This window comes from Corynebacterium pseudodiphtheriticum DSM 44287 (assembly GCF_000688415.1).
Classification (GTDB): domain Bacteria; phylum Actinomycetota; class Actinomycetes; order Mycobacteriales; family Mycobacteriaceae; genus Corynebacterium; species Corynebacterium pseudodiphtheriticum.
In genome coordinates this window covers 436,573-458,866 of record NZ_JIAH01000005.1, presented here as the reverse complement: position 1 = coordinate 458,866, position 22,294 = coordinate 436,573, and the positions used below count along the sequence as shown (strand labels likewise).

The window sequence follows — 22,294 nt, the reverse complement described above, 5'->3', positions numbered from 1 at the left end:
GCTGGCTAGCCTACGCTTGCGGCGCGCAACCGCGCGCGCTTTGCGGCAACCTTGGCGACGATCCGGTCAATGCGGGCGCGTTCTTCCAAAAATTCCGGTGGTTTGCGCCCACGCATGCTACGGGCAAAAGCAGGGTGTGCGGTAACCGCGGTGGTTTCCCACGCATGCGCCGCCGTCGCAGCCATCCGCCCAACTTTATTGTATAGGTGCGGCAGGGAGACCGCATCCAAATCGCGGGCCACGGCCTCAGTCTGTTCGAGTACGTATTCCACCAACTCGCGCAGGAAATCCACGGTGTGTGTGGTGCGCTCATGCAGGGTGTGCACGAGCTCGTTGACCACGACCGGTGGGCCAGACAGTGGGAAAAACGCCTCCAGCAAATCCACCGTCACCGCTTCTGGCTCGCGCAAACGCTTCATACCATCCGCAGCCGCAGAGATACTTCCCGACGCTACCCCGGATACCAATGCCTGCCGCAAACCAATCAGCTCACCGACGACGTCCCGGGAATCACGGCGCGCATCTTCCACGATCTCTGCCAACTCCGCCAAGCAATCCTCGACGAGCTCCGCGTCGTAATCCTCGATCGCTTCGATCACGTGCTCAATGTATTCGGCCACTTCGTCGCCAATGTTGTACACCTCTTGGGTGAGCTCACGATGGCGCAGTTCAGCAGCAATTTTGCGCATTAGGGGGCTGCCTCCTTCTAGACCGTCGCGACCGAATACCCTAATCCCCAACCGCACTCGCTGCTCGACCCGCAACGCCACACAAGGCAGCCTGCAAACCTCGCAACCTGAAGTACTGGTTGAGAGTTTCTCTGCGCTGTAGCCTATTGCAGCAGCGGCGCAAAAACGGTTCGACTCGCCGGAAAAAACTCAGCAGATTATAAGCTTGCCGACGGCTGCGGGAGACTGGCTTCGAAAGGGGCTGGTGGCAGGCTTTCACGGTGCCGAAATACGCAACCCGAAATATACAGCCCAAAATACGCAACCCGCGATTCCGCGTTTTACCGCGAATACAGTTTATCCAGAACCTCCGAATAACGCTCGACCACCACGTTGCGCTTCACTTTCATCGTCGGAGTCAACTCGCCAGATTCCTCGGTGAAGTCGTCGTCAAGAATGTAGAACTTTTTGATCGCTTCCGCGTGTGAAACCGTGGCGTTCACCGCATTAATGGCGTCCTGGATCTCTGCACGCAGTGAGGCATCATGCGCTACGTCCGCAACGCTGCGGGAAGCATCAATATTGTGCTGCGATTTCCAACGTCCCAGTGCTTCTTCATCCAAGGTCACCAATACCGCGACAAACGGCTTACCATCCCCGACGACGAGCGCCTGCGAAATCAGCGGATGGGACCGCAAGCCGTCTTCCATTCCACCCGGCGCGACGTTTTTTCCGCCGGCAGTCACGATCAAGTCTTTCTTCCTGCCGACGATTTTTACGTGCCCGGAAGGCAGAATCTCACCTAGGTCACCGGTGCAGTACCACTGGCCGTCGAAGGCTTCGTCGGTAGCTTCCGCGTTGCGCCAGTATCCCGCGAAGACTAAGTCTCCGGCCAACTGCAGCTCACCATCTGGTGCAATACGAACACGGGTTCCCCCCAGCGGCGGGCCCACGGTGCCGATTTTTTGCTCTTCAAAATCCACTGTCGCTGCCGCGGCAGTTTCTGTCAGACCGTAGCCTTCGTACACCGGCACTCCGATTCCGCGGAAGAAGTGCATCAATTCCGGGCTCATTGCCGAGCCTCCAGAAATGCAGTAGTCAACTTCGCCGCCCATGCCAGCGCGGATCTTGGACAACACCAATTTATCCAGGGCTTTGTGGGCGCTGCGCAGCGCCAGCGATGGGCCTTTTTCTGTATCCAACGCACGAGAATAAGCAATTGCAGTCGCTTCTGCCCGGTCGAACAATGCTCCTTGGATAGCACCAGAATCATGTGCTTTCGCCCGCGCACCATTGCGAACTTTTTCAAATACCCGTGGCACGCCCAGGATCAGGTTTGGTTTGGACCGCTGAAATTCCGTCGCTAAGGTCGCAAAATCTGGCCAAAAATTCTGCGTCGACCCGCTAATCATCGCAGCTGCGGACACTGAAAACGCCAGCACGTGAGCCAGCGGCAAGAATGTCAACACGTGTTTGCCGGGGCGCGCGATCCCACCAATCGGATTGCTAAGCAGCCCTAGAATCTGCGCATTCCAGTTGCGGTGGGTCAACATGCAACCTTTTGGCCGCCCCGTGGTACCCGAGGTGTAGACCAGTGAAGCCACATCATCCGTCGCTGTCGCAGCTATGCGCTTGTCGACGACCTCATCATCGATATTCTTGCCTGCCGCTTGCAACACATCGACTGCGCCGCCGTTGATTTCGAAGAACGCACGCATCTGCGACGTGGAATCTTTCACACGCGGCTCGCCGTCGTCGGCAAGCTGCAACATGCGCAGGATCTCGGTGTGTTCTTGGGTCTCACCAATGCCTAGCACTGCGCCGGAATTCTCGATGATCCACTGGACCTGCGACAGGGACGACGACGGATACACCGGCACCACCACACCACCGGCGGCCCAGATGGCGTAATTGCTGAGCATCCACTCGTAGCGAGTATTGGACATCAGCGCCACGCGATCGCCTTGTTCCACCCCGGCGTCGATTAGTCCTTTGGCCACCGCGTAGACCTCATCGAGGAATTCCTGGCGCGACACCGAAACCCAAGTGTGGTTTTTCGGACGGCTGAAAATCTCCGCTTTCGGCTGGGCTTTCACCGCATCGATGGTCAGGGTCAATAGTGTCTGGCCTGGTTCAATGGTGTATTTCGCGGGGCTGAAGGCTTCTCGCACAGTTCTCCTAGGTGGTTACGCGCCGTTCCACTTACTCTCAGGGCAACTGTACTCCCCACCCCGCGTTGCCTCGAAGTCGGACGTGCTAGTGCGGGCCGACACCCGCATACCGGGCGTTCGCACTGAAACTCGTAGTTAAAAACGCCCGTAGTTAAAAACAACTTAAATACGACTGAACAAATACACCAGGACAATCAGTACCAGCAAGGTAATAAGTGCAAAACGCACACGAGAACGCGGGTACTTCTTCTGCTTCGCCATGCCACTAGCCTAACCTGTCACTGCTTAATCCGTCACCTGGCAGCCGACTGGCTGTCCTGTGCTTTCGCTGCTGGTTTACCACGTGCGCTGCCCCGCAATGACAGCCAGGCAGCTACCACAAAGTTCAAACCGCGCACGATTACCGTCGCCAAGACCGCCGCCACGATTCCTGCGACCACCACGACAATCGGCATCTGCAACCACGGCGATAGCGATACCAGCAGCTGCGTTATTCCTGCTAGCGTCCCCTCAGCTAGCGATGTGCTGGCTATCAGTGCATCGTCCATTGCACTTATTCTAGACATAGGGCCCCACACGGTGGAAGGACGGAGGTCCTGGCGGCTCCGAAAACATCTGGGTGGTTAACCTCGCACCAAGGTGGACATCCAGTCGGTGTTTGTTTGAATGCGGATATGTTACCTGGTCCCAAGGACAAGCCGTATATGATTCGGAAACTCCCGACTCAGATTTCCTTGTGGAACATGGTGGATACTACATAGTTCCACCTCCGACAGCGTGCGAAAGAGAGAATCGGGAAAAACAAGAAATCTCCCTGTTGATGCACCGAGGGTGTCGGAAGCTTTGTGTATGAGGTTTAATCCTCAATCACAAAGAAGAGTGCGCAACAACGACTGCCTAAGTCCCCGAAGAAACATGGTGACGCTGAGCGCGTCGCCGATATCAGCCGCCGACTGATGGAGAACCCAGAAACCGCCAAGCTGATCCAGCAGCTAGGTCAATCAACCACCGACGCCAACGAGCTAGTACGTGGCTTGCTGCAGGCCACGATTAACAGTGGGCTCAGCGCGGAAATGGATGCACACCTAGGCTACGCCAATAGCGACCGGGCTGCTAAGGAAACTGCCGGCCAAGCCAACAGCCGTAACGGCTCCTATCCCAAAACCGTGGACTCGGCATACGGACCAGTTGATATCAGTGTCCCTTGAGATCGAGCAGGCACTTATATGCCGCGCATGGTTCCCAAGAGCAGCCGCAAACTTACCGACCTCGATGACATGATCATTAGTTTGTATGCGGGCGCAATGACCGTGCGTGACGTCGAACATCATCTAGCTACCACCATCGGCGTGAACGTGTCGCCAGATACCATGAGCGCGGTCACCGATGCGGTCTGAGAGGAAGTCACCGCGTGGCAGACCAAGCAACTCGACGAGTTCTATCCAGTCATCTTCCTTGATGCCCTACGTGTAAAAATCCGTGACAACGAACGCGTCGTCAACAAGGCGGTCTACATGGCTGTCGGTGTGGACATGGAAGGCATCAAGCACATCTTGGGCTTGTGGGTAGCTACCAATGAAGGTGCAGCATTCTGGTCGCAAGTGTGCGCAGAAATCGCCAACCGCGGGGTCAACAATGTCTTTATTATCTACTGTGACGCACTGAAAGGCTTTCCCGAAGCAATCCAGGCAACCTGGCCGGACTCCATGATCCACACCCAACATGGTGCATCTGATTCGTGCCGCTAACAGGTGGGTAGCCTACGGCAACCGGAAAGAGGTCTCGAAGCATCTACCAGGCATCTATACCGCTCGTCAACGAGGATGAAGCTCGAAGTGCACTCGATGAGTTTGAGGCCAGCGAGCTTGGCCAGAAGTATCCGTAATCAGTGAACGTCTGACGCGACGGGTGGGACAAATTCATTGCGTTCCTGCAGTTCCCGCCAGCGGCAAGGAAGGTTATCTACACCACGAATTCCACCGAATCGATGAACAGTAAGCTGCGGAAAGCAACGCGAAACCGAGTTCAGTTCCCGTCGGATTCAGCGGCAGTGAAGACGCTGTGGTTAATGATCTGTAACATCGAGGACCGTCGTGCTGCCCGCCGCACTAAAGAAAGTGCCAAGGTGTCTGCTTCAGCCAGGCAACTTGTCGAAGGCAGCAAAACCAGCAACTGGAAGCAGGCAATCAATCAGCTATCCGTGGCCTACCCCGACAGGTTCACCGCATACTTGTAAATCAGTCCTCGTACACAAACGGACTGACGCCCTTGCTTGGCTCGAACTTGAGATGATGCACACGGGGGTAATAGATAAATATTGCCCCGTGTGCATTCTATGAGGTGGCTGTGGGAAATTCTCCACCTACCTTAAGTCGGCTAGGGTCTGAGTTATCTAGCTCTAACATTCGCAAGGCTGGGTGATGAAGGAATGTTAGATGCTTGGCATCTGGGGACGCTTTTATGGTTGAACCAATGGTTGCGAGCGCGAATATCATCGCTTCCATTGGGTCACTGCCGACGCAACGAAGTGAATCTGCTGGGACATCTAAGCCGTCAATTTTCCAGTTGCATACCCATTCACTACCGTCCTGAACGGGTGGCGACATACTGATTGTAACTGCCGCTTCACCTTTGCATTCCAGCGTACGAATAACCTGCATCACTCGATGCAGGTTCGGTAGGTGGCGATAGCCACAGCCGTTGTGGACTTGAGTGCGGTAGACATGTGTTCCCCTTTTCTGTGGTTCATGTCTCTTGGAGTCGATGGTGCGGCAAGGCATCCTTGCCTGTCTAGTGGAGTGATTTTCGGGGGTGGTGCGTGACAGGTACATTTCTCGGGGTTCGAGTCCTCGCACGCACGCTGGGGTGTTAAGCGTGAAGGGCGCTGCGCGCCAAGGTCCGCCCATGACGGCCCGTACCAACTCTGGGCTGAAGCGACACCTGCACCCCTCAATCATGAAGGCCCCCAGCCTGTGGCAGCAGACCGGGGTTGGAAGCTCTTTGGAACGAGAACTAGCCATGAGTGTATCAAAGCCGGGTGCGGAGACGTACACGGTGATGGAAGTGGCGAAAATGCTGGGCATTAGCAAGTCCACTATTTACGAGCTCTTCGTGTTTTGGAGTGCATTGATCCGAGTGTGCAGCTGCCCGGAGTGAATCAAGCACCGCACGATGTAGTGCTCGAGGTTGCACAACCCCAGGGCGGTTCCGCCGTAGATGCTCGAACCGGCCATTGATGGCCTCGACCGGTTCATCTGGACGCTGCGATGCCTCAAGTAAGCCTGCACATCCTCGCGCCGACGCCGCAACGCCCGAGCCCAGCTGTGCCAGCTCCTCCAGACCTTTTCGGCACGCCCTTTTATACAGGGTGTTGATGATCCGTTCCATCAACTTCTTGCCCTCCGTTTTCCTCGGGTGCCCATAAGGCCTGGATCATGTCCTGATAGAACATCCACGTGATCTTGAGTGCTACGTATTCGTCATCGGTGGCTCACAACAAGGCCCAGCTGTCTGCTGTGCCGCTCGGTGAGGTAGTTCCTCCTGGGGCAGCAGGACCCGCCGGTGCGTGTACAGCGGATCGTTCCTTTTGCGTCCACGCCGCCTCGGTGGTCTCACGTTGGAGTCTTTGCCGGCAGCCAGTTGAGCTTGCCCGCGGCTAGATCCACGACGTGGAACGGATCCATCACCGTGAAGTGCCCTAGGTTTTGTTCCGTTTGAATAGATAGGAAAATCTTCGAACATGCCAAGGAAAAATTGACCAGGATGCCAAAGACCGTGTGGTCCGTCTCGCAGAAGACCGCATCTTGGCAGAAAACATCTCAATGCACGCCACGTGCTAGGCAGTAGCTTTAAAGCTGGGAGTTTCATGACACACGGCCCGTCACTGGACTTAAACCTGCCCGCTGTGCGGGAAACATCCAGAACCTGTGCCTGAAGAATTCAGCCGCTGAGAACGCGAGGCTACCGTCGTGAAAATCACAAGCTACGCGACACCAACGAGCTGTTAAAGGCTGCCATTAGCCCCTCGCCAGCATTAGGGCTTCACCAAGCAGCTGGCATAAATCTGTAATTTTTCAACACAATATGTGCTCCATCTGGCATACTTAAATAAACTGAGATACAGATAACAAGCAGACATGAGGGATCACATGTTAAAACGGCATCTTTTCACAACGCTCACGGCGCTCCTAGCGCTTATCGGGTCTGCAACAACGACAAATATCGCTTATGCGGATCCTTCAGTCCCAGCTAGCCAAGACCCAGAGACCGTCACCCTTGCCAGTGATCTTCCCCCGCTTTCGGTCGACGGAGTAGGCGGCTATTCAGAAGAAGAAGTTGCAGAAATGCAAGAGTTCTTTCGCACAGTCGAGCAAAATATTGATGAGACAACTGCACAAGAAACTTTGACTCCAGGTGAAATGTGGTCTGATTCCATTGAATTACCCGATGCAGTAGATAAGGAAGATGCAGACCAAGCGGAATTAATGATCGCAGAAGAACAAGAATCCGGTGTAGCTAGTCGCTGGCAATCACGAGCCCCACGGTGCAGGATATTTTGGCCATCACCCCACCGCGTGTGCGGTGCCATATTACAGGCTTATGAACAACTCGGCGGAATGACAAGTTGGCTACTGTTCCCTATTGAAGCTGAGTCGATAAACCCTGATCTTCAGGGGTACCGGCAACGTTTTGCAAATGGTTTCATATACTGGCACCCCAACACTGGGGCACACCCTGTGAGCACCCATGCCTCATTAATCTGGAGCAACCTCGGCTGGGAAACTGGAATGCTAGGTTATCCTACTTCTTCAGAGATTCTCCGGACCGAAGGATTAGCAATTTCTCAACGTTTCCAGCATGGGGCTGCATTACTCACTCTGGCCGGAGCATCTGCCATGTTCAACGATGCCTTCAGAACTTGGGAGCTCCAAGGCGCCGAACGAGGCCCACTTGGCTACCCACTCGGCTTACCCAACGAAACCATTTACCCTGAAGGGCGGACACAGGTTTTCACTGGAGGAATCACCATTTCCGACCAACACCGTGATGCCCTACCTGTTTATGGTGAAGTTTTCGACCAATGGATCACGGATTTTGAGAACGATAAATTGATCGGCCTCCCCACTCAAGCACCACAAAAAACCGCACGCAATAGGGTTAGCCAGGTGTTTGAGCACCAAACCCTAAACGGAAAAAGTTTTGGTAACTTAGCGAGTGATGTCATGTCTCACGTTTTCCTGCCTTTCAAAACTCAGGAAGCAGCCGATGAATTCTTTGAATTCGCTTATAGTGCACTCAATCAAGTTGAACAATTGCGGGATGAATTCCTACCACGCAATACCCGCAATGATCGTGATCAACCGCGACGGCGACAACTCCTCGGCGAGATAGCGAACCTTATGGGTGGATATCTTTTCGGCGGACGTTGCACTGTAAGGATGGACAATATACATAAACGTTCACCGCAGAGCGGACCAGACTGGAAAATCGGTTGGAAGCCCCAAACCACATGCACAACAGACAGAGCAATCACGGTCACACACACTAATACACTCAAGTATTTAGGAGACAGTGAAGAACTCTGGCTGCAAGTCCCGCTGGACAGCGGACGCGTAGCCAGCGGTGCCGCAATCAAATTCCAACAAAAGGATATTGAATATCGTTGTATAAGAGAAGGTAAAATTACATATAAAGGCATTACCAAGGTAGTAATAAAACAAGCCTATGGTGACCCACTTCATGCGGTAGCTGAAACTGCGAAAGCCCACAAAACCAAATGTATAGGAAGAAAGTAATTTCCATGTCTACTTCTGCAAATTACCCAGATTTTCGCACCACGAAAGATATTCAGGCTTACGAGAGCAAATTTCTGGATCAGAGCGAACGGATTTGCGTCGTGGATTTAGCTCCGCGATGGACATCCAGTCGGTGCATGTTCGAATGCGGCTATACCACACGTGCCCAAGGTCACGCACTGCTCGATGAGGAAACCCCTGATTCGGATTTCCTCATCGAGCTAGGCGAATACATCATGATAATTGCGCCTCCAACAGCTTGTGAGAAGCAAAACAGGGAAAAACAAGAAATCTCTTTATTGTTACGCGCAGGGGCTCTGGGCAAACAAATACAGGAAGAACGGATTGATTACTTTCTGGAACGATTCAACCAATACTTACAGAACATAACCACCCTCGACGAACTAAACGAGAAAGTTGATAATCGGTCAGATGAAGATTTCGACCTATTTTCGTTAGCGCCTTATGCTGCATCTTTCGATGAGGATTATATTAGGCATCTATTGCGGTGCTATAAACGTGGAATAATTTCTCCACGAGAGACCTCTTATCACCAAGATCTTGAAGGCAACATTACTCAGCATTATTCTCCTCAATATACTGTGCGCAGTAGAGATATGTTTTACATCAAAGTAAAGCTCCCCTGGAAATCTGACTTCTTGCAGAATAATTTTCCTTATTCCCCAATCATTTTCCCGGAGAAGAAAGCCATCCAGGACGATCCCTCCCACATCGCTAACGATCCTAACTGGATAAAGCTAGTGTCTTAGTTTATGACATCACAACCACACGTCGTTACTCCCACTGGCATGATCACCGGGGCCTGGAGCAACAACCACACGGTGCGGCGCTTTTATTCCATTCCGTATGCAAATTTCTCCGGGGAATTTGACGACGCCGAACTGCGCACTGCCAACGGCGATGTGGATGCCAGCACACCCTCCCCAGATGCTGTGGCATTGACGGTCGCAACCCCGGCCGATGCCCACGATCACGACGATCTTCCGGTCATCGTGTTTATCCACGGTGGATCATTCGAAACTGGTTCGCACGATGACCCGCGCCACGATGCCACCGCCAACGTGCAGGCTGGCTGCGTGCAGGTCAATATTGGTTACCGTAAGAAATTACCTGGATTTGCACGCTTCAATAACGATGCCCCCGGTCATTACCGCGGGGTACACGACTGTCTACTGGCCCTAGAATGGATTCAGCGCAATATTGAATCTTTTGGCGGTGATCCCACAAACGTTACCCTGGCCGGACAATCCGCTGGGGCCAATTTAGTGCTGTGGCTCTGCCGCCCAGATCATTATCGGGGTGGGTTCCGCCGGGCAATTGCTATGTCGCCGGCCTCACCGCGTGAACCAATCGAAGCCCGCACTTCTACCCTGCGTATGGCCATGCAAGTCCCGCTGACTCGCCGCCGTTTGGCCGAACTGCCGCAGAAAAAACTCGACCGCGGCTACCAGCGCTTCAAATACCTACACATTAATGATGTCGCACTGGGCCCGGACTTGCGCGAATTAGGCGAGCTTGCCGACGTCCCACTGTGGGTATCTACCACCCACGATGAATTTCACCACCACCCGCTGGCGGCCACCGACAGCAAGCCGTGGGTGCGCAGTGTGCCAGGCTCCAAAGCACTGTTTAAAAAGACCGCACGGGATCTGCAACTTTCCCGTAATTTTGACGCGTGGATGGAAGGTGTGCTCGCGCTGGATCCTTACCGCCCAATGGGCCGGTTGCTCACGGATGCTCTCATTGGACGCTGGGCGGCCAGCGCGATCACCAAAGCCACCGGGCCAGTCTGGTTGTCCGAGTACTACCGCAGCACCGCGGGTGCCGTGCAGCATTCTTCTGATATCGCGTACTTATTTGGTGTCAGTGACGGCGACAATGACAGCGCCAGTGAACATGCCGGGCGCAGAAGACTACACGAGGCTTTATTGTCGTTCGCCCGCACCGGTAACCCCGGCTTTGACAGTTATTCGACCACTGGGCGCACCTGGCGGCTGGATTTCGGCACTGGACAAGCCATCATGGCAGAATCTCGCATCCCGCGGTTAGCCGAATACTTCCCTACGGAATCCCGGGGGCAGTAAGGCTAGAACGGAACAACCCCGGCGCGCCAGGCACTAGATGCTGGACTCCCGCCACCAGGCACCCGCCACTAGGCACCAGGCACCAGGCACCAGCCACTAGGCACCAGGCACCAGCCACTAGTTGCTCAGGTTTCCTTCATACACCACGTTGCCAATGGTCAGGCGCGCGTCCCACAGCGCGCCAGGGGTGGTGTCGAAGACATACTGCAAGTTCGTCGTGGCGCCAACGCCCAGCGGCAGATCCAACCCGCCGAGCGCCTCGCCGTCCTCTGGGTTAGATTGCAATAAATCCACCTTGCTGTAATTTCCACCGCCGTTGCCGGTTTCCAGGGTCGGCTCGTCGAACGCATCCGGCGGCAGGGTCACATCATTGTCGTTGCGCACAGCGATGGTCACCACCGTGCCACCATTCGAGGCCGACACCGCGCCCTGGTAAGTGAAGCTCACCCCGTAGCCTGGGTCTTCCACCTGGGCATTGACGTTGTCGGGTGTGATCGGATCGACATCTTTGGATTTGTAATCCGGTTCCTCGGTTTCTTCCACTTCAATAGTGCTGGCTGGGTCTGCGCTGCTACCACCATTCGGATCCCCACAGGCCGCCAGGCCCAACGTCAGGGTGCCAAGGACACCGACGAACCAGGCCCGCGTCGTTGTCTGTGGCTTCGCGATTGGTTTCACCATTGGTTTTCCACTGCCTTTCCACTGCCTCTCAGCACCTGCTAGGTAACTGTGAGGGCCGGAGACCCCGGCGGGGCTCGCCGCCCGAGTGTCTTATGTCTTCCTACGTCCCGTCTATGGTAACCGAAAGCTATAACCGGATACTGCAGCACAACAGATGTTCGCGGACAGTGGCACAATGGTAAGTTCTGCACCCTGACTGATCAGCAAACCCTTATGAAAGCGTGAATTTTTCGTGTCTTCCCTTTTCCGCATCATGCGCAGTGCCTCGGCGCTGTGGCCACTGTATTTAGGCGTTATCGTATCCGCAGTCGTGGTCGCGGTGGTCTCGATGATCGGGCCGTTTTTGGTCGGCCAGGCCACAGACGTGATCGCCGAGGGGATCCGCGAAGGCAGCGATACCTCCGCAATCTTGACGACGGTACTCTGGCTGGCCGTCGCGCTGTTTGCCGCCGATGCGGTGCGCGTGCTGGTCGACAACCTCGGCGGATACTGGGGAGACATGATGTCGGCACGCCTGCGGCAGATCTTGTCGACGCGCTACTACGCGAAGCTGTTGGCATTACCGCAGCGCTTTCACGATAACCAGAACACCGGCGCAATTATCGCCCGGCTGGATCGTTCCATCCACGCGGTCACGCAGTTTATCCAGTATTTCTCGAACAACATGTTCACGATCATCATTCAGTTGTTCGTGATTTTGGGCATCACCATTTTTTATTACTGGCCATTGGCGGTGTTGTTGGCGCTGTTGTTCCCCACGTACCTGTGGCTAACCGCATTGACGTCCAAGCGCTGGCAAAGCTATGAACACGAGAAAAACGAAGAAATCGATACTGCAAACTCGCGCTTTGCCGAGGCCATCGGCCAGGTGAAAATCACCAAATCTTTCGTTTCTGAGGTACGCGAGCTGGCCAGTTTCGGCAACGGTTATCGTCGTACAGTTTCTATCACTCGCCCACAGTCGCGCTGGTGGCATTCGATGGATATTGCGCGTGGGTTGACCACCGCCGTGCTGTTTTTCGGCATTTACGCCCTGATTTTCTGGCGCACGCTGGAAGGTCATTTCTCGCTCGGCCAAATGGTCATGCTCATTCAGCTGATGAACATGGCGAAGACCCCGGTGTTTATGCTGTCGTTTCTGGTCGACGCCGCGCAAAAAGCCATGGCCAATTCGCGGGATTATTTCCGCATCATGGACGAAGAGCTTGACGACAGCGCCAACCCGCAACTGCGCAACACCATCGACGCACCAGACGTACCCGAGGTGGATCCGGCAATCCCGGCACCGCTGCAGCAGCAAAAAACCGAGCCCGGTTTCGAATTCCGCAACGTGAAATTCGCTTATGAAGAAGGCAAACCCGTGCTCAACGATATCTCCATATCGGCACCGCAGGGTAGCAAGATCGCGTTGATCGGCGAATCCGGCGGCGGTAAATCCACCGTGGTGAACTTGCTGCTGGGGTTGTACCAGCCGCAAGCTGGCAGCGTGTCCGTGCTTGGCCACGAGACCGCAGAGTTAAGCCCGGAGAAATTGCGTTCGTCCGTCGGCGTGGTGTTCCAGGAACCATCCCTGTTTTCCGGCACTATCCGCGAAAATATTGCGTACGGCAAGCCTAATGCCAGTGACGACGAGATTGTTGCGGTGGCGCGTCGGGCCAATGCACACGATTTCATCTCGGAGTTCCCGGATGGCTACGACACCGTGATCGGCGAGCGTGGCCTGCGACTATCCGGCGGGCAGAAACAACGTGTGGCCGTCGCGCGCGCCATGTTGAAAGATGCCCCGCTGTTGATCCTGGATGAGGCCACTTCTGCGCTGGATACCAAGGCAGAACGCAGCGTGCAGGCCGGGTTGGAAGAGCTGATGAAAGATCGCACCACGCTCATTATCGCGCACCGGCTGTCCACCATCGCGGACGTCGATACGATCTTCACCTTGGAAAAAGGCAAGGTGGTCGAGTCAGGTTCGCCGCTGGAATTGGCGCGCAGTGGTGGAATATATGCACAGTTGTTGAAGCTTTCAGAATCGGTCTCTGCAAACCCAGATAAGCAGGTCACAGAGGAACAACGCCAGCATTTTCAGCGCTACGGCATGGTGCACGACAGCACTAACTAAGTGGTGGCAGCGCTTCCCAGCTGAGCTCATGCGCGACTGTCACTAGGCTGGAATGCATGACTACACACCAGAAACAACAGCTAAACCAGCAAGAAAAACCCCAGTTGAACTTCCCGGATCTGGAGCAGCTCCGGGCTCGTGGCACCCGCAAGTGGACGGTTTTTGATAACGACGTGCTGCCGTTGTGGGTCGCCGAGAGCGATTTTCCCACCGCCGCGCCGGTGCACCAGCGCATCCGGGATGCGGTAGAAGCAGAAACCTTCGGCTATTCCCCAGCGCCGCACACAACACATCTGGCAGATTCCGTCGCGGATTTTTATGCCGATTATTTTGGTTGGCGGCCCGACCCGCACAATATCGTCTGGTGCGCGGATGTCGTGCGTGGCTTGCTGCTCGGACTGCAGTATTTCACGCGCGAGGATTCCGCGGTCATTATCCCTACCCCGTCTTATCCGCCGCTGCTGGAACTGCCGGGCACCGCGGGCCGCGAGAAAATTGAAGTCTCTGCCTATGGAGGGCTAGATCTCGATGAGATCGAACGTGCCTTCCGCAACGGCGCCGGTGCACTGGTGCTGTCGAACCCCTATAACCCGCTGGGCGAGGTCTTTTCCCGCGAAACCCTGACCCGCTTGGTAGAGCTTGCCGACGCCTACGACGCACGGTTATTACTCGACGAAATCCATGCACCGCTGGTCTATGACGGCGAACATGTACCGGCGGCCTCGCTATCTGAGAAAGCCGCCCGGGTGTGTTTCACCGTCACGGCCGCATCAAAGGCCTGGAATATCGCCGGGCTAAAGTGCGCGCAGATCATCTTTTCCAATGACGCAGACCGCGAACAATGGTCACAGTTAACCGGCGTCGCCAAAGACGGCACCGGCACGTTAGGCATCGTAGCCTCGCAAACCTGTTACCGCGACGCCCGTGGCGAGTTGGACGCGCAGGTGGAGTATCTGCGTGCCACCCGCGATTGGTTAGTGCAGGCTTTGCCGGAGGCCGTCGAAGGATTGCGGGTTTCTGCCACGCACGCTACCTACCTGATGTGGCTAGATTTCCGTGACACCGCGTTAGGCGATCTGGATACCCCAGCGCAGTGGTTGCGTCGGCACGCGAAGGTCGGTCTGAATGAAGGCACGGACTTCGGCACCGGTGGCGCTGGGCACGCACGCCTAAACTTCGCGACCTCGCGGGAAATCTTGGAAGAGGCAATCGCTCGCATCAAAACAGCCGTCGACAAGCGGGCTGCTGAATAAAATATGGCAATCTGTTAGTCCCATCACCGCACACTGATTAGGGTCTGTGTACAGTATTCTGAATATTCTTCATCACTACTCACCCAAAAAGTTAAGGTGACACACTATGGCTACAGCTGCTACCCAGGCTCCGCAGGGCTCTTCCAGGGGTTCTGCGAAGTCCGGTCCGGGCATCAGCATCATCATCTTCAGTTCGTTGATGCTGTTTTCGATGTTCTTCGGCGCCGGCAACCTGATTTTCCCGCCGATGCTAGGCGTACAGTCCGGCGAAAACTTCTGGCCAGCGATCCTCGGATTTGTCGGCTCTGGTGTGATTTTGCCGGTGCTCGCAATTATCGCCATCGCCATTTCCGGTCACAGCGTCCGCGACCTAGCTGCTCGTGGCGGAGCAATCTTCGGCCTGGTCTTTTCGCTGTTGGCCTACCTTTCTATCGGTGCGTTCTATGCATTACCTCGTACCGCAGCCGTATCCTTTGAAACCGCGATCACCCCGATTTTGGGTTTCGAAGGCACTGCTGCGAACTGGGTTTTCTGCCTAATTTTCTTCGGTGTGGCCTTGGCATTGGCCTGGCGCCCAACCACCATCATGGACACCCTGGGGCGTATTTTGACCCCAGCTTTAACAATCTTGCTGGTTATCCTGGTGATCTCTGCGATCACCGGTTTTGATGCGCAAAATCTGACGGCTTCCGAAGAATATTCGGAGTCCGCATTCACCACCGGCCTGCTCGAAGGCTACCTGACGATGGACTCCATCGCCGGTCTGGCTTTCGGCATCGTCATCATTTCCACGCTGCGCACCAGAGGTTTTTCCGAAGGTGGCCAGCTGGTTCGCGGCACAATCACCACGGGTATCATCGCGGGTGCTTTCTTGGCCGTCATTTACATTGGCCTGGGCTATATCGGCCAAATGCTTCCCGGTGCGGCAGACCATGATTCAGGTGCTGCAATTTTGTCTGCTGCTGCGGAATCCGCGCTGGGCACCCCCGGCCAGATCATCTGGGCTTTCATCGTTTTGCTGGCTTGTATGACCACCGCCGTCGGCCTGATCTCGTCAACTTCTGAGTTCTTTTCCACGCTGACCCCACAGATGGGCTACCGCACATGGGCGATCATCTTCACCGTGATCTCCCTGGTACTGGCCGCACAGGGTCTGGATTTCGTGCTGAACATCGCCGTCCCAATCATCATCTTCCTGTACCCGCCAGCAATCACCCTGATTTTCTTAACTCTGATCGAGCCAATCTTCGCCGGCAAGCTGAAGTTCTATTTCACTTTCCGCCTCGGTTTGTGGACCGCAGTTGTATGGTCCGCGATCATGGTGGCTGTTTCCCAGGGCGCCGAGGGCCTGGAGCCGATCATCGGCTGGACCCCACTGCACGGCGTGAACTTGGGCTGGCTGTTGCCGGTTATTGTCGCTGTAATCATCGGTGTCATTCTGGACATGTCGAAACCTCGCAAAGCCAGCGAGCAAGCTCCTGTGCGCCAGGAAGCAGTACACGAAGCCTAAAACTTTGTGCAACATTGCGCGGAGCATAAACACGGACTAATTTGGCGGACACTATGTCTAAGCCCGAATCTACCTCCGCTGCCGCTAATCCAACCACTACTTCTGGTGATTCCGCGCACAACATTCCCCTGTCCCTGATCGACTTCTGCACGATGTACCCCGGCGAATCCACCGCCGCCACTATGAGGCGTTCGGTGGATTTTGCGCGTTCTGCAGAAAAACTGGGCTTTTCACGTATTTGGTACGCCGAGCACCACAACATGCCACAGATTGCGTCTTCTGTGCCTTCGCTGATTATGGCGCATGTGGGCGCACATACCGAGACCATTCGGCTAGGCGCTGGTGGCGTGATGCTGCCAAACCACGCGCCGTACTCCATCGCCGAGCAATACGGAACCCTGGCTGAGATGTATCCTGGCCGGATCGACCTCGGCCTCGGCCGCGCACCGGGCACTGATATGCACACTTTGGGCCGTGCTTTACGACGCGACCCTCGTGCAGCAGAAAACTTCCCGGACGATGTCCGTCAATTGCAGGGCTATTTGGGTGCCCCGGAAGATTCCCCGGTGCCCGGAGTCGTCGCGATTCCGGGGAGGAACACCCGCGTTCCGCTCTATATTTTGGGCTCTTCGTTATTTGGCGCTTCCCTGGCCGCGAAATATGGCCTGCCGTATGCTTTCGCCTCGCATTTTGCGCCACAGCATTTGGAAAATGCCACGCGCTACTACCGCGAGAACTTCCAGCCTTCCGAGTATCTTGCCGAACCCTATGTCATCGCTGCAGTTAACGTCGTTGCTGATGAGACGACAGAGCGCGCCCAGGCTCAGTTCGAAGAGGTTGCGCGAAAACGTGTGCGGATGTTCGCGGCCCGGGGCGCAAAAATTACCGATACCCAGCTCGACGATCTGGTGAACTCACCGCAGGGCCAGCAAATTATCTCGATGCTTCATTACACAGCCGTGGGTACTGAAGACGAGGTACGTGCCTATCTGCAGGAGTTCGCTGCCACCGCATCTGCTGACGAGTTGATGGTTTCCTTACAAGGCCCGAGCTACGAGCACACAGCGGCTAGCATGCAGCATTTGGCTAATACGTGGAAGCTGTAACTCAGAGTCATCAACTCAGAATCATCTGCAATGTCACAGAAATTCAGCACCGGCAGCTTTCGCTGGTTGTCTGTCTTAGCTAGCACTGCCCTGCTAGTAGCGGGGTGCTCCGCTGGCAGCACCGCCAATTATGCGCGACCCGGAAGCGCGGATGCGATCGTGTTGGCCTCCACCTCTGCAGCACGCTCTCTTGATTTCACCAACGCCGGTGGTTCTGCGGCTCCGAGCGCACTGCTTCCCGACGTATACGAAACCCTGGTACGCATCGATAGCGCAGGCGAAATCGCCCCGTTTTTGGCCACCGATTGGCAGGTTTCAGATGATCGCACCGAGTATGTTTTTCAGCTGCGCCACGACGTAAAGTTTTCGGATGGCACGCCTTTTACTGCCGAAACAGCAGCTTTTAGCATTCACTATGTGCAAAATGAGTGGACGAATGGTTTGAAGTCCGGCATGGATGTCGTCGCTGCGGCCGAAGCCTTGGACGAGCACACTTTGCGCGTGCAGCTAAAGCATCCGGATTCGCAATGGCTGTGGTCAATGGGCACCACTATCGGGGCTATGATGTCGCCTACCGGGGTGGAATCATTAGCCAGCGATCCCGTCGGCACGGGCCCTTTGCTCGTGGAGAGTTTTGCCACGGGGGAATCAATTCGATTCCGCCCACGGGATGATTATTGGGGCACTCCTGCCAGCTCGTCGGTGGAGATCCGCTATTTTTCCGATGCCATCTCTTCAGTAAACGCTTTACAGTCCGGGCAAGTCGATCTGGTGTGGGCAATGCAGGCTCCCGAGCTATTGGACTCACTCGATAGTGAGATCAACGTCGATATCGGCACTACCAATGGCGAGGTCATTTTCTCAATGAATAACAACGCCGTGCCTTTCGACGATCCTCTCGTGCGTCAGGCTGTAGCTTTCGCGATCGACCGGCAAGCCGCCAACGAGGTGGTCTTTTCTGGTTATGCCACCGATACTGCGGGCGCGCCGGTCTCGCCCACGGACCCGTGGTTCACCGATGTGCTTGCCAGAAGCTCCGCTCCTGGCGATTTTTATCCTTTCGACCCAGACCGTGCGCGAGAATTACTTGCTGCAAGTTCCTATGACGGAGAGCTAGTGACGTTGACTGTACCGTCGCTACCGTATGCGAAATTACTGGCAGAATTGGTGTATTCCCAGTTGCGCGAGGTGGGTTTTCACGTGGCGGTGGAAACCGTCGAATTTCCCGCGGTGTGGCTGAACCAGGTGCATGGCGCGGCGGATTATCAGGCCTCCATCATCGCGCATATGGAAGCCCGGGACACTGAGCACATGTTCGGCAACCCAGATTATTATTTGGGCTATGACAATGCTCGCGTCCGCGAGCTTTTCGACGCCGCAGGACGTAGCTCCGCCCCTGCGGAAGAAATAACCGAGGCTATCGCGCAGATCATGGCAGATGCCGGTGCACTGAGCATTGCAAATTTGCCCAATATTGTGCTTTCTTCTCCAGCAATTTCTGGGGTGCAGCCAACGATGGTCACCGATGCGATTGAGTTAGCTCGCCTTCGGGAGGCATCATGATTCGTGCCCTGGCCCGGGTTTTCGCACGGTTCGCGGTCTTGTTGGCGTTAGCGTCAGTGCTAATTTTCCTGTTGCTTCGCGCAGCCCCCGGCAACCCGGCGCGGGTGGCCCTTGGGGTTTCTGCTAGTGACGAAGACGTCGCGAAGCTTTCTGCGGCACTCGGGCTGGATCGTCCATTGCTGGTGCAGTACCTCGATTGGATCACCGGTTTGCTCGGTGGTGATTTCGGTACTTCGCTGGTGCCGCAAGAAAACATCACTCCCCTGGTCTGGGACCGTGCGCAGGTCTCGCTGATTTTGGTGGGGTTGGCCATGACGTTGTCCTTGGTGATCGCGGTACCAGTGGGCACCTGGCTGGCATATCGGCATGGTAAGCCGGATGCCGCGGTGTTGTCCGGACTGGTGCAATTGGGCATCGCAGTGCCGTCGTTTCTTTTAGCGGTTGTGCTCGTCGCTATTTTTGCTGTGCATTTGGGCTGGTTACCGGCTGGTGGCTGGTTACCGCCGGAATATGGTTTTGCTGGTTTCCTGGCACGCCTGGGGTTGCCGGTGGTGGCTTTAGCTTTGGTGCAGGCAGCAATTTTGACGCGCTATGTGCGCTCTGCCGTGTTAGAAGTAATCGAACAGGACTACGTGCGTACCGCCCGGGCCAGTGGGTATACCCAATTGCAGGCTTTAGGCAGGCATGGCCTGCGCAACGCTACCCTGCCGGTATTGACGGTAGCCGGGGTGCAACTTGCGACGCTAGTGGCCAGCGCTGTGGTCATAGAACGGGTATTTGTCCTTCCCGGTTTGAGTTCCATGTTGTTGGATGCGGTCAATTCCCGGGATTTACCAACTGTGCAATCGCTGGTGATGGTGTTGGTGTTTTTCACTTTAGCGGTCACCCTGTGTGTGGACCTCGCTTACCGGTTTATTGATCCGCGGTTGCGGCGTGGCAAGGTGGTGCGTGCATCATGAATCCAGCCATACAGAAAAGTTTCTCCCTTTACTTGGGGGCCAGCATTGTAGGTGTGGTCGTGGTGCTGGCGGTGGTTTCGTTGTTTTGGGTTCCACACGACCCGGTGCAGGCTGTCCCAGCTGATCGCTTGCACGGACCATCGGCACAGTACTGGTTGGGCACGGACCGCTTCGGCCGCGATATTGCTTCCCGTCTTTTCGTGGGCGCGCAGGTGAGCCTATTCGTTGGGGTCATTGCCGTGAGCATTTCTGGATTACTGGGTATTCCATTTGGGGTGTGGGCAGCCATGCGTGGTGGCTGGACAGATGTGGTGATTATGCGAGGTGCGGATTTACTGCTTGCCTTCCCGGCGCTGTTGTTGGCGATTGTTGCTGCGGCGGTGTTCGGGCCATCGGTGCTTACCGCGATGTTGGCCATTGGGGTCTCTGGGGTTCCAGGCTTTGCTCGCGTCGCGCGTGCTGGCGCGCTGCAAGTGCTCACGCAGGATTATATTTCGGCGGCGCGCATTTCCAAGGTTCCAGAGCTGGTCATCGCATGGCGCCATATTTGGCCAAATATTCGCGCGATGGCCATTGTGCAGGCGTCGGTGGCGTTTTCCCTGGCGATTTTGGCCGAGGCCGCACTAAGTTTCTTAGGCCTGGGTGTCAGCCCACCGCATCCATCATGGGGGTTAATGCTGCAGGCAGCGCAGACCCAACTGGGTACTTCTCCACTGCTGGCGGTCTGGCCGGGGTTGGCAATTGCTCTGACCGTGTTGGGCTTTAACCTGCTTGGCGACGGCCTGCGCGACGTTCTGGATCCACGCCGTGCAGCACATTGGAGGACGCGATGATGAGTGCACAAGAAAGCACGATGAGCCGGGCGCAGGCACCAAGTCTGTTAGCCGTGCATGCACTGCAGGTTCACGCTGGGGATAAGGTTCTGGTCAACGACCTCAGTTTTTCTCTTAGACCGGGTCAGCGTCTTGGGATCATTGGGGAGTCTGGGTCGGGAAAATCACTGACGGCTTTGGCCCTGCTGGGGCTGTGCCCGCGTGGCGTACAAGCTACCGGCTCGATCTGCATCGATGGTGAGGAAATGCTGGCTGTGCGCAGGCGTGCCCGTAGGCAAGAGAAGCGCTGGGGTCAGCTACGCGGGACACGCATCGGCATGGTTTTTCAGGAACCAATGAGCGCATTGGATCCTTTGATGAAAATCGGTCGGATGCTAGGCCACAATGCCCGCCAGCTGTTGGCCGAGGTGGGTCTAGAACCGGATTTTGTTTCCCGTTTCCCTTTCGAATTGTCCGGTGGTCAGCGTCAGCGGGTGTTGTTGGCACTGGCTATATCCCAGGATCCGGACATCCTGGTCTGTGATGAGCCGACCACGGCACTGGATGTCCTTGCCCAAGATGAGGTACTCGGTGTTATCGAACGCTTGGTTCGCGAACGTGACATGGCGTTGTTATTCATCAGCCATGACTTGGATGTTATTCAGCGCATGTGCAACGACGTGTTGGTTCTGCACAAAGGACACGTCGTGGAGCGTGGTGCAAGCACACAGGTATTCCAGAGTCCGCGTGAGCCTTATACGAAACAGCTGTTGGCGGCGTCTCGTTATCAGCTCCCCGCCCGCACGGCAGGCACAAAATCGGGCTCCCAGGGTTCCTTCAGTGCCCTGGCCAAGGCCGACCCGATCATCGAACTGGAGGGAGTCACACACGCCTATGGCACAACTCCGGTGCTGCGCAATATCAGCCTGCAGGTGCGCCGAGGTAAGCGTCTAGGAATCGTGGGTGCGTCCGGTTCCGGGAAATCCACCCTGCTGAAACTCATAGCAGGATTAGAGGCCCCGACCACCGGGAATATCGAGGTCAAAGCCGGGGTGCAGATGGTGTTCCAGGATCCGTTTTCTTCGCTGAACCCACGGCTACGCATTGGCCGCATCATTGCCGAGGGTGGCGGCAGCGATGAGCGCAGCGGCGAGATTCTGGCCGAGGTCGGTCTGCCAACAGATGCCACCGGACGTCTGCCACACGAGTTTTCCGGCGGCCAGCGTCAGCGCATTTCCATTGCCCGTTCCGTTGCTGGTCACCCGGATATTCTGCTTGCCGACGAAGCTGTCTCCGCACTCGATGTTTCTGTGCGCTGCCAAGTGCTCGACCTGCTCGATTCGCTGGTCGATGATTACGGACTAACGTTGGTATTCGTCAGCCATGACCTGCACGTAGTGCGCCAGATCTGCGATGAGGTGATTGTCATGTGCGACGGGCAGATTGTGGAGGCCGGCGCCGTCGACAAGATCTGGCAGGATCCGGCTGAGGATTACACCGCCCGTCTGCTAGCGGCTGCACTATACCGCAAAGCAGCCGGAAAATAGCCGGAATA

At 55.8% G+C, this 22,294-nt stretch carries 17 protein-coding genes and 2 pseudogenes; 13 read left to right on the top strand and 6 right to left on the bottom strand.

Features of this window, described 5'->3' with window-relative positions:
* Window positions 1-5: 5 nt before the first annotated feature.
* The 3 genes from O146_RS0102790 to O146_RS0102775 all read right to left on the bottom strand — a co-directional run bounded on the left by O146_RS0102790 (window position 6) and on the right by O146_RS0102775 (window position 3,387).
* Window positions 6-689, bottom strand: coding sequence for a hypothetical protein (locus O146_RS0102790; RefSeq protein WP_027017600.1), 684 nt, complete (start codon window positions 687-689; stop codon window positions 6-8).
* A gap of 320 nt (window positions 690-1,009) precedes the next feature.
* A complete protein-coding gene (locus tag O146_RS0102785; protein WP_023019100.1) occupies window positions 1,010-2,839 on the bottom strand; it encodes an AMP-dependent synthetase/ligase in 1,830 nt (609 codons plus the stop codon).
* Window positions 2,840-3,132: 293 nt separating this feature from the next.
* Window positions 3,133-3,387 carry a hypothetical protein gene (locus O146_RS0102775; RefSeq protein WP_023019099.1) on the bottom strand — a complete coding sequence of 85 codons (255 nt, stop codon included), beginning with the start codon at window positions 3,385-3,387 and terminating at the stop codon, window positions 3,133-3,135.
* Between the two features lie 408 nt (window positions 3,388-3,795).
* On the opposite strand from O146_RS0102775, the pseudogene O146_RS12370 reads away from it, so the two are divergent.
* Window positions 3,796-5,075, top strand: a pseudogene (locus O146_RS12370) (IS256 family transposase).
* 97 nt (window positions 5,076-5,172) lie between these two features.
* On the opposite strand, the gene O146_RS13210 reads toward O146_RS12370, so the two are convergent.
* Window positions 5,173-5,499 (bottom strand): DUF6968 family protein, encoded by a 327-nt coding sequence (locus tag O146_RS13210; protein WP_375543267.1) that lies wholly within the window; start codon window positions 5,497-5,499, stop codon window positions 5,173-5,175.
* A 244-nt stretch (window positions 5,500-5,743) separates the two neighbouring features.
* Here O146_RS13210 and O146_RS12715 point away from each other — a divergent pair, with 244 nt between their 5' ends.
* Window positions 5,744-5,995 carry a helix-turn-helix domain-containing protein gene (locus O146_RS12715; protein WP_021351808.1) on the top strand — a complete coding sequence of 84 codons (252 nt, stop codon included), beginning with the start codon at window positions 5,744-5,746 and terminating at the stop codon, window positions 5,993-5,995.
* On the opposite strand, the pseudogene O146_RS13205 reads toward O146_RS12715, so the two are convergent.
* Window positions 5,938-6,525: pseudogene (locus O146_RS13205) on the bottom strand (transposase); the annotation flags it as partial. The gene O146_RS12715 and the pseudogene O146_RS13205 sit on opposite strands and share 58 nt — an antisense overlap.
* 450 nt (window positions 6,526-6,975) lie before the next feature.
* On the opposite strand from O146_RS13205, the gene O146_RS12110 reads away from it, so the two are divergent.
* Genes O146_RS12110 through O146_RS0102735 form a run of 3 tightly spaced genes read left to right on the top strand, consistent with a single transcriptional unit; the run spans window position 6,976 to window position 10,739 of the window.
* Window positions 6,976-8,634 (top strand): LGFP repeat-containing protein, encoded by a 1,659-nt coding sequence (locus O146_RS12110; RefSeq protein WP_051619210.1) that lies wholly within the window; start codon window positions 6,976-6,978, stop codon window positions 8,632-8,634.
* Between the two features lie 5 nt (window positions 8,635-8,639).
* On the top strand, window positions 8,640-9,404 hold the full coding sequence (locus O146_RS0102740) for a hypothetical protein (RefSeq protein ID WP_023019093.1): 765 nt from the start codon (window positions 8,640-8,642) through the stop codon (window positions 9,402-9,404).
* Between the two features lie 3 nt (window positions 9,405-9,407).
* Window positions 9,408-10,739 (top strand): carboxylesterase family protein, encoded by a 1,332-nt coding sequence (locus O146_RS0102735; RefSeq protein ID WP_023019092.1) that lies wholly within the window; start codon window positions 9,408-9,410, stop codon window positions 10,737-10,739.
* A 117-nt stretch (window positions 10,740-10,856) separates the two neighbouring features.
* Here O146_RS0102735 and O146_RS0102730 read toward each other — a convergent pair whose 3' ends face one another.
* Window positions 10,857-11,420: a hypothetical protein gene (locus tag O146_RS0102730; protein WP_023019091.1), complete on the bottom strand. Its 564-nt coding sequence runs from the start codon at window positions 11,418-11,420 to the stop codon at window positions 10,857-10,859.
* Between the two features lie 232 nt (window positions 11,421-11,652).
* On the opposite strand from O146_RS0102730, the gene O146_RS0102725 reads away from it, so the two are divergent.
* The 8 genes from O146_RS0102725 (at window position 11,653) to O146_RS0102690 (ending at window position 22,286) form a co-directional block, all read left to right on the top strand.
* Entirely contained in the window at window positions 11,653-13,536 is a 1,884-nt protein-coding gene (locus tag O146_RS0102725) for an ABC transporter ATP-binding protein (protein WP_027017597.1), read from the top strand.
* Window positions 13,537-13,640: 104 nt separating this feature from the next.
* The gene (locus O146_RS0102720; protein ID WP_027017596.1) at window positions 13,641-14,789 is read left to right on the top strand and encodes a MalY/PatB family protein; all 1,149 of its coding nucleotides are present in this window, start codon (window positions 13,641-13,643) and stop codon (window positions 14,787-14,789) included.
* A 106-nt stretch (window positions 14,790-14,895) separates the two neighbouring features.
* A complete protein-coding gene (brnQ, locus tag O146_RS0102715; protein ID WP_023019088.1) occupies window positions 14,896-16,299 on the top strand; it encodes a branched-chain amino acid transport system II carrier protein in 1,404 nt (467 codons plus the stop codon).
* A 53-nt stretch (window positions 16,300-16,352) separates the two neighbouring features.
* Window positions 16,353-17,405: an LLM class flavin-dependent oxidoreductase gene (locus O146_RS0102710; RefSeq protein ID WP_081820539.1), complete on the top strand. Its 1,053-nt coding sequence runs from the start codon at window positions 16,353-16,355 to the stop codon at window positions 17,403-17,405.
* Window positions 17,406-17,435: 30 nt separating this feature from the next.
* The gene (locus O146_RS0102705; RefSeq protein WP_051619209.1) at window positions 17,436-18,968 is read left to right on the top strand and encodes an ABC transporter substrate-binding protein; all 1,533 of its coding nucleotides are present in this window, start codon (window positions 17,436-17,438) and stop codon (window positions 18,966-18,968) included.
* Complete coding sequence (locus tag O146_RS0102700; protein WP_035000479.1) at window positions 18,965-19,927, top strand: ABC transporter permease; 963 nt, start codon at window positions 18,965-18,967, stop codon at window positions 19,925-19,927. Before O146_RS0102705 ends, O146_RS0102700 begins: the two co-directional genes overlap by 4 nt.
* Window positions 19,924-20,760, top strand: coding sequence for an ABC transporter permease (locus tag O146_RS0102695; protein ID WP_023019084.1), 837 nt, complete (start codon window positions 19,924-19,926; stop codon window positions 20,758-20,760). Before O146_RS0102700 ends, O146_RS0102695 begins: the two co-directional genes overlap by 4 nt.
* Complete coding sequence (locus tag O146_RS0102690) at window positions 20,757-22,286, top strand: ATP-binding cassette domain-containing protein (RefSeq protein ID WP_244266794.1); 1,530 nt, start codon at window positions 20,757-20,759, stop codon at window positions 22,284-22,286. Before O146_RS0102695 ends, O146_RS0102690 begins: the two co-directional genes overlap by 4 nt.
* Window positions 22,287-22,294: the final 8 nt, after the last annotated feature.

Bases quoted from the DNA above. Each gene is read 5' to 3' on its own strand.
- O146_RS0102790 (WP_027017600.1), bottom strand. From the start codon at position 689: ATGCGCAAAATTGCTGCTGAACTGCGCCATCGTGAGCTCACCCAAGAG.
- O146_RS0102775 (WP_023019099.1), bottom strand. From the start codon at position 3,387: ATGGACGATGCACTGATAGCCAGCACATCGCTAGCTGAGGGGACGCTA.
- O146_RS13210 (WP_375543267.1), bottom strand. From the start codon at position 5,499: ATGCAGGTTATTCGTACGCTGGAATGCAAAGGTGAAGCGGCAGTTACA.
- O146_RS12715 (WP_021351808.1), top strand. From the start codon at position 5,744: ATGACGGCCCGTACCAACTCTGGGCTGAAGCGACACCTGCACCCCTCA.
- O146_RS12110 (WP_051619210.1), top strand. From the start codon at position 6,976: ATGAGGGATCACATGTTAAAACGGCATCTTTTCACAACGCTCACGGCG.
- O146_RS0102740 (WP_023019093.1), top strand. From the start codon at position 8,640: ATGTCTACTTCTGCAAATTACCCAGATTTTCGCACCACGAAAGATATT.
- O146_RS0102735 (WP_023019092.1), top strand. From the start codon at position 9,408: ATGACATCACAACCACACGTCGTTACTCCCACTGGCATGATCACCGGG.
- O146_RS0102730 (WP_023019091.1), bottom strand. From the start codon at position 11,420: ATGGTGAAACCAATCGCGAAGCCACAGACAACGACGCGGGCCTGGTTC.
- brnQ (WP_023019088.1), top strand. From the start codon at position 14,896: ATGGCTACAGCTGCTACCCAGGCTCCGCAGGGCTCTTCCAGGGGTTCT.
- O146_RS0102710 (WP_081820539.1), top strand. From the start codon at position 16,353: ATGTCTAAGCCCGAATCTACCTCCGCTGCCGCTAATCCAACCACTACT.
- O146_RS0102705 (WP_051619209.1), top strand. From the start codon at position 17,436: ATGTCACAGAAATTCAGCACCGGCAGCTTTCGCTGGTTGTCTGTCTTA.
- O146_RS0102700 (WP_035000479.1), top strand. From the start codon at position 18,965: ATGATTCGTGCCCTGGCCCGGGTTTTCGCACGGTTCGCGGTCTTGTTG.
- O146_RS0102695 (WP_023019084.1), top strand. From the start codon at position 19,924: ATGAATCCAGCCATACAGAAAAGTTTCTCCCTTTACTTGGGGGCCAGC.
- O146_RS0102690 (WP_244266794.1), top strand. From the start codon at position 20,757: ATGATGAGTGCACAAGAAAGCACGATGAGCCGGGCGCAGGCACCAAGT.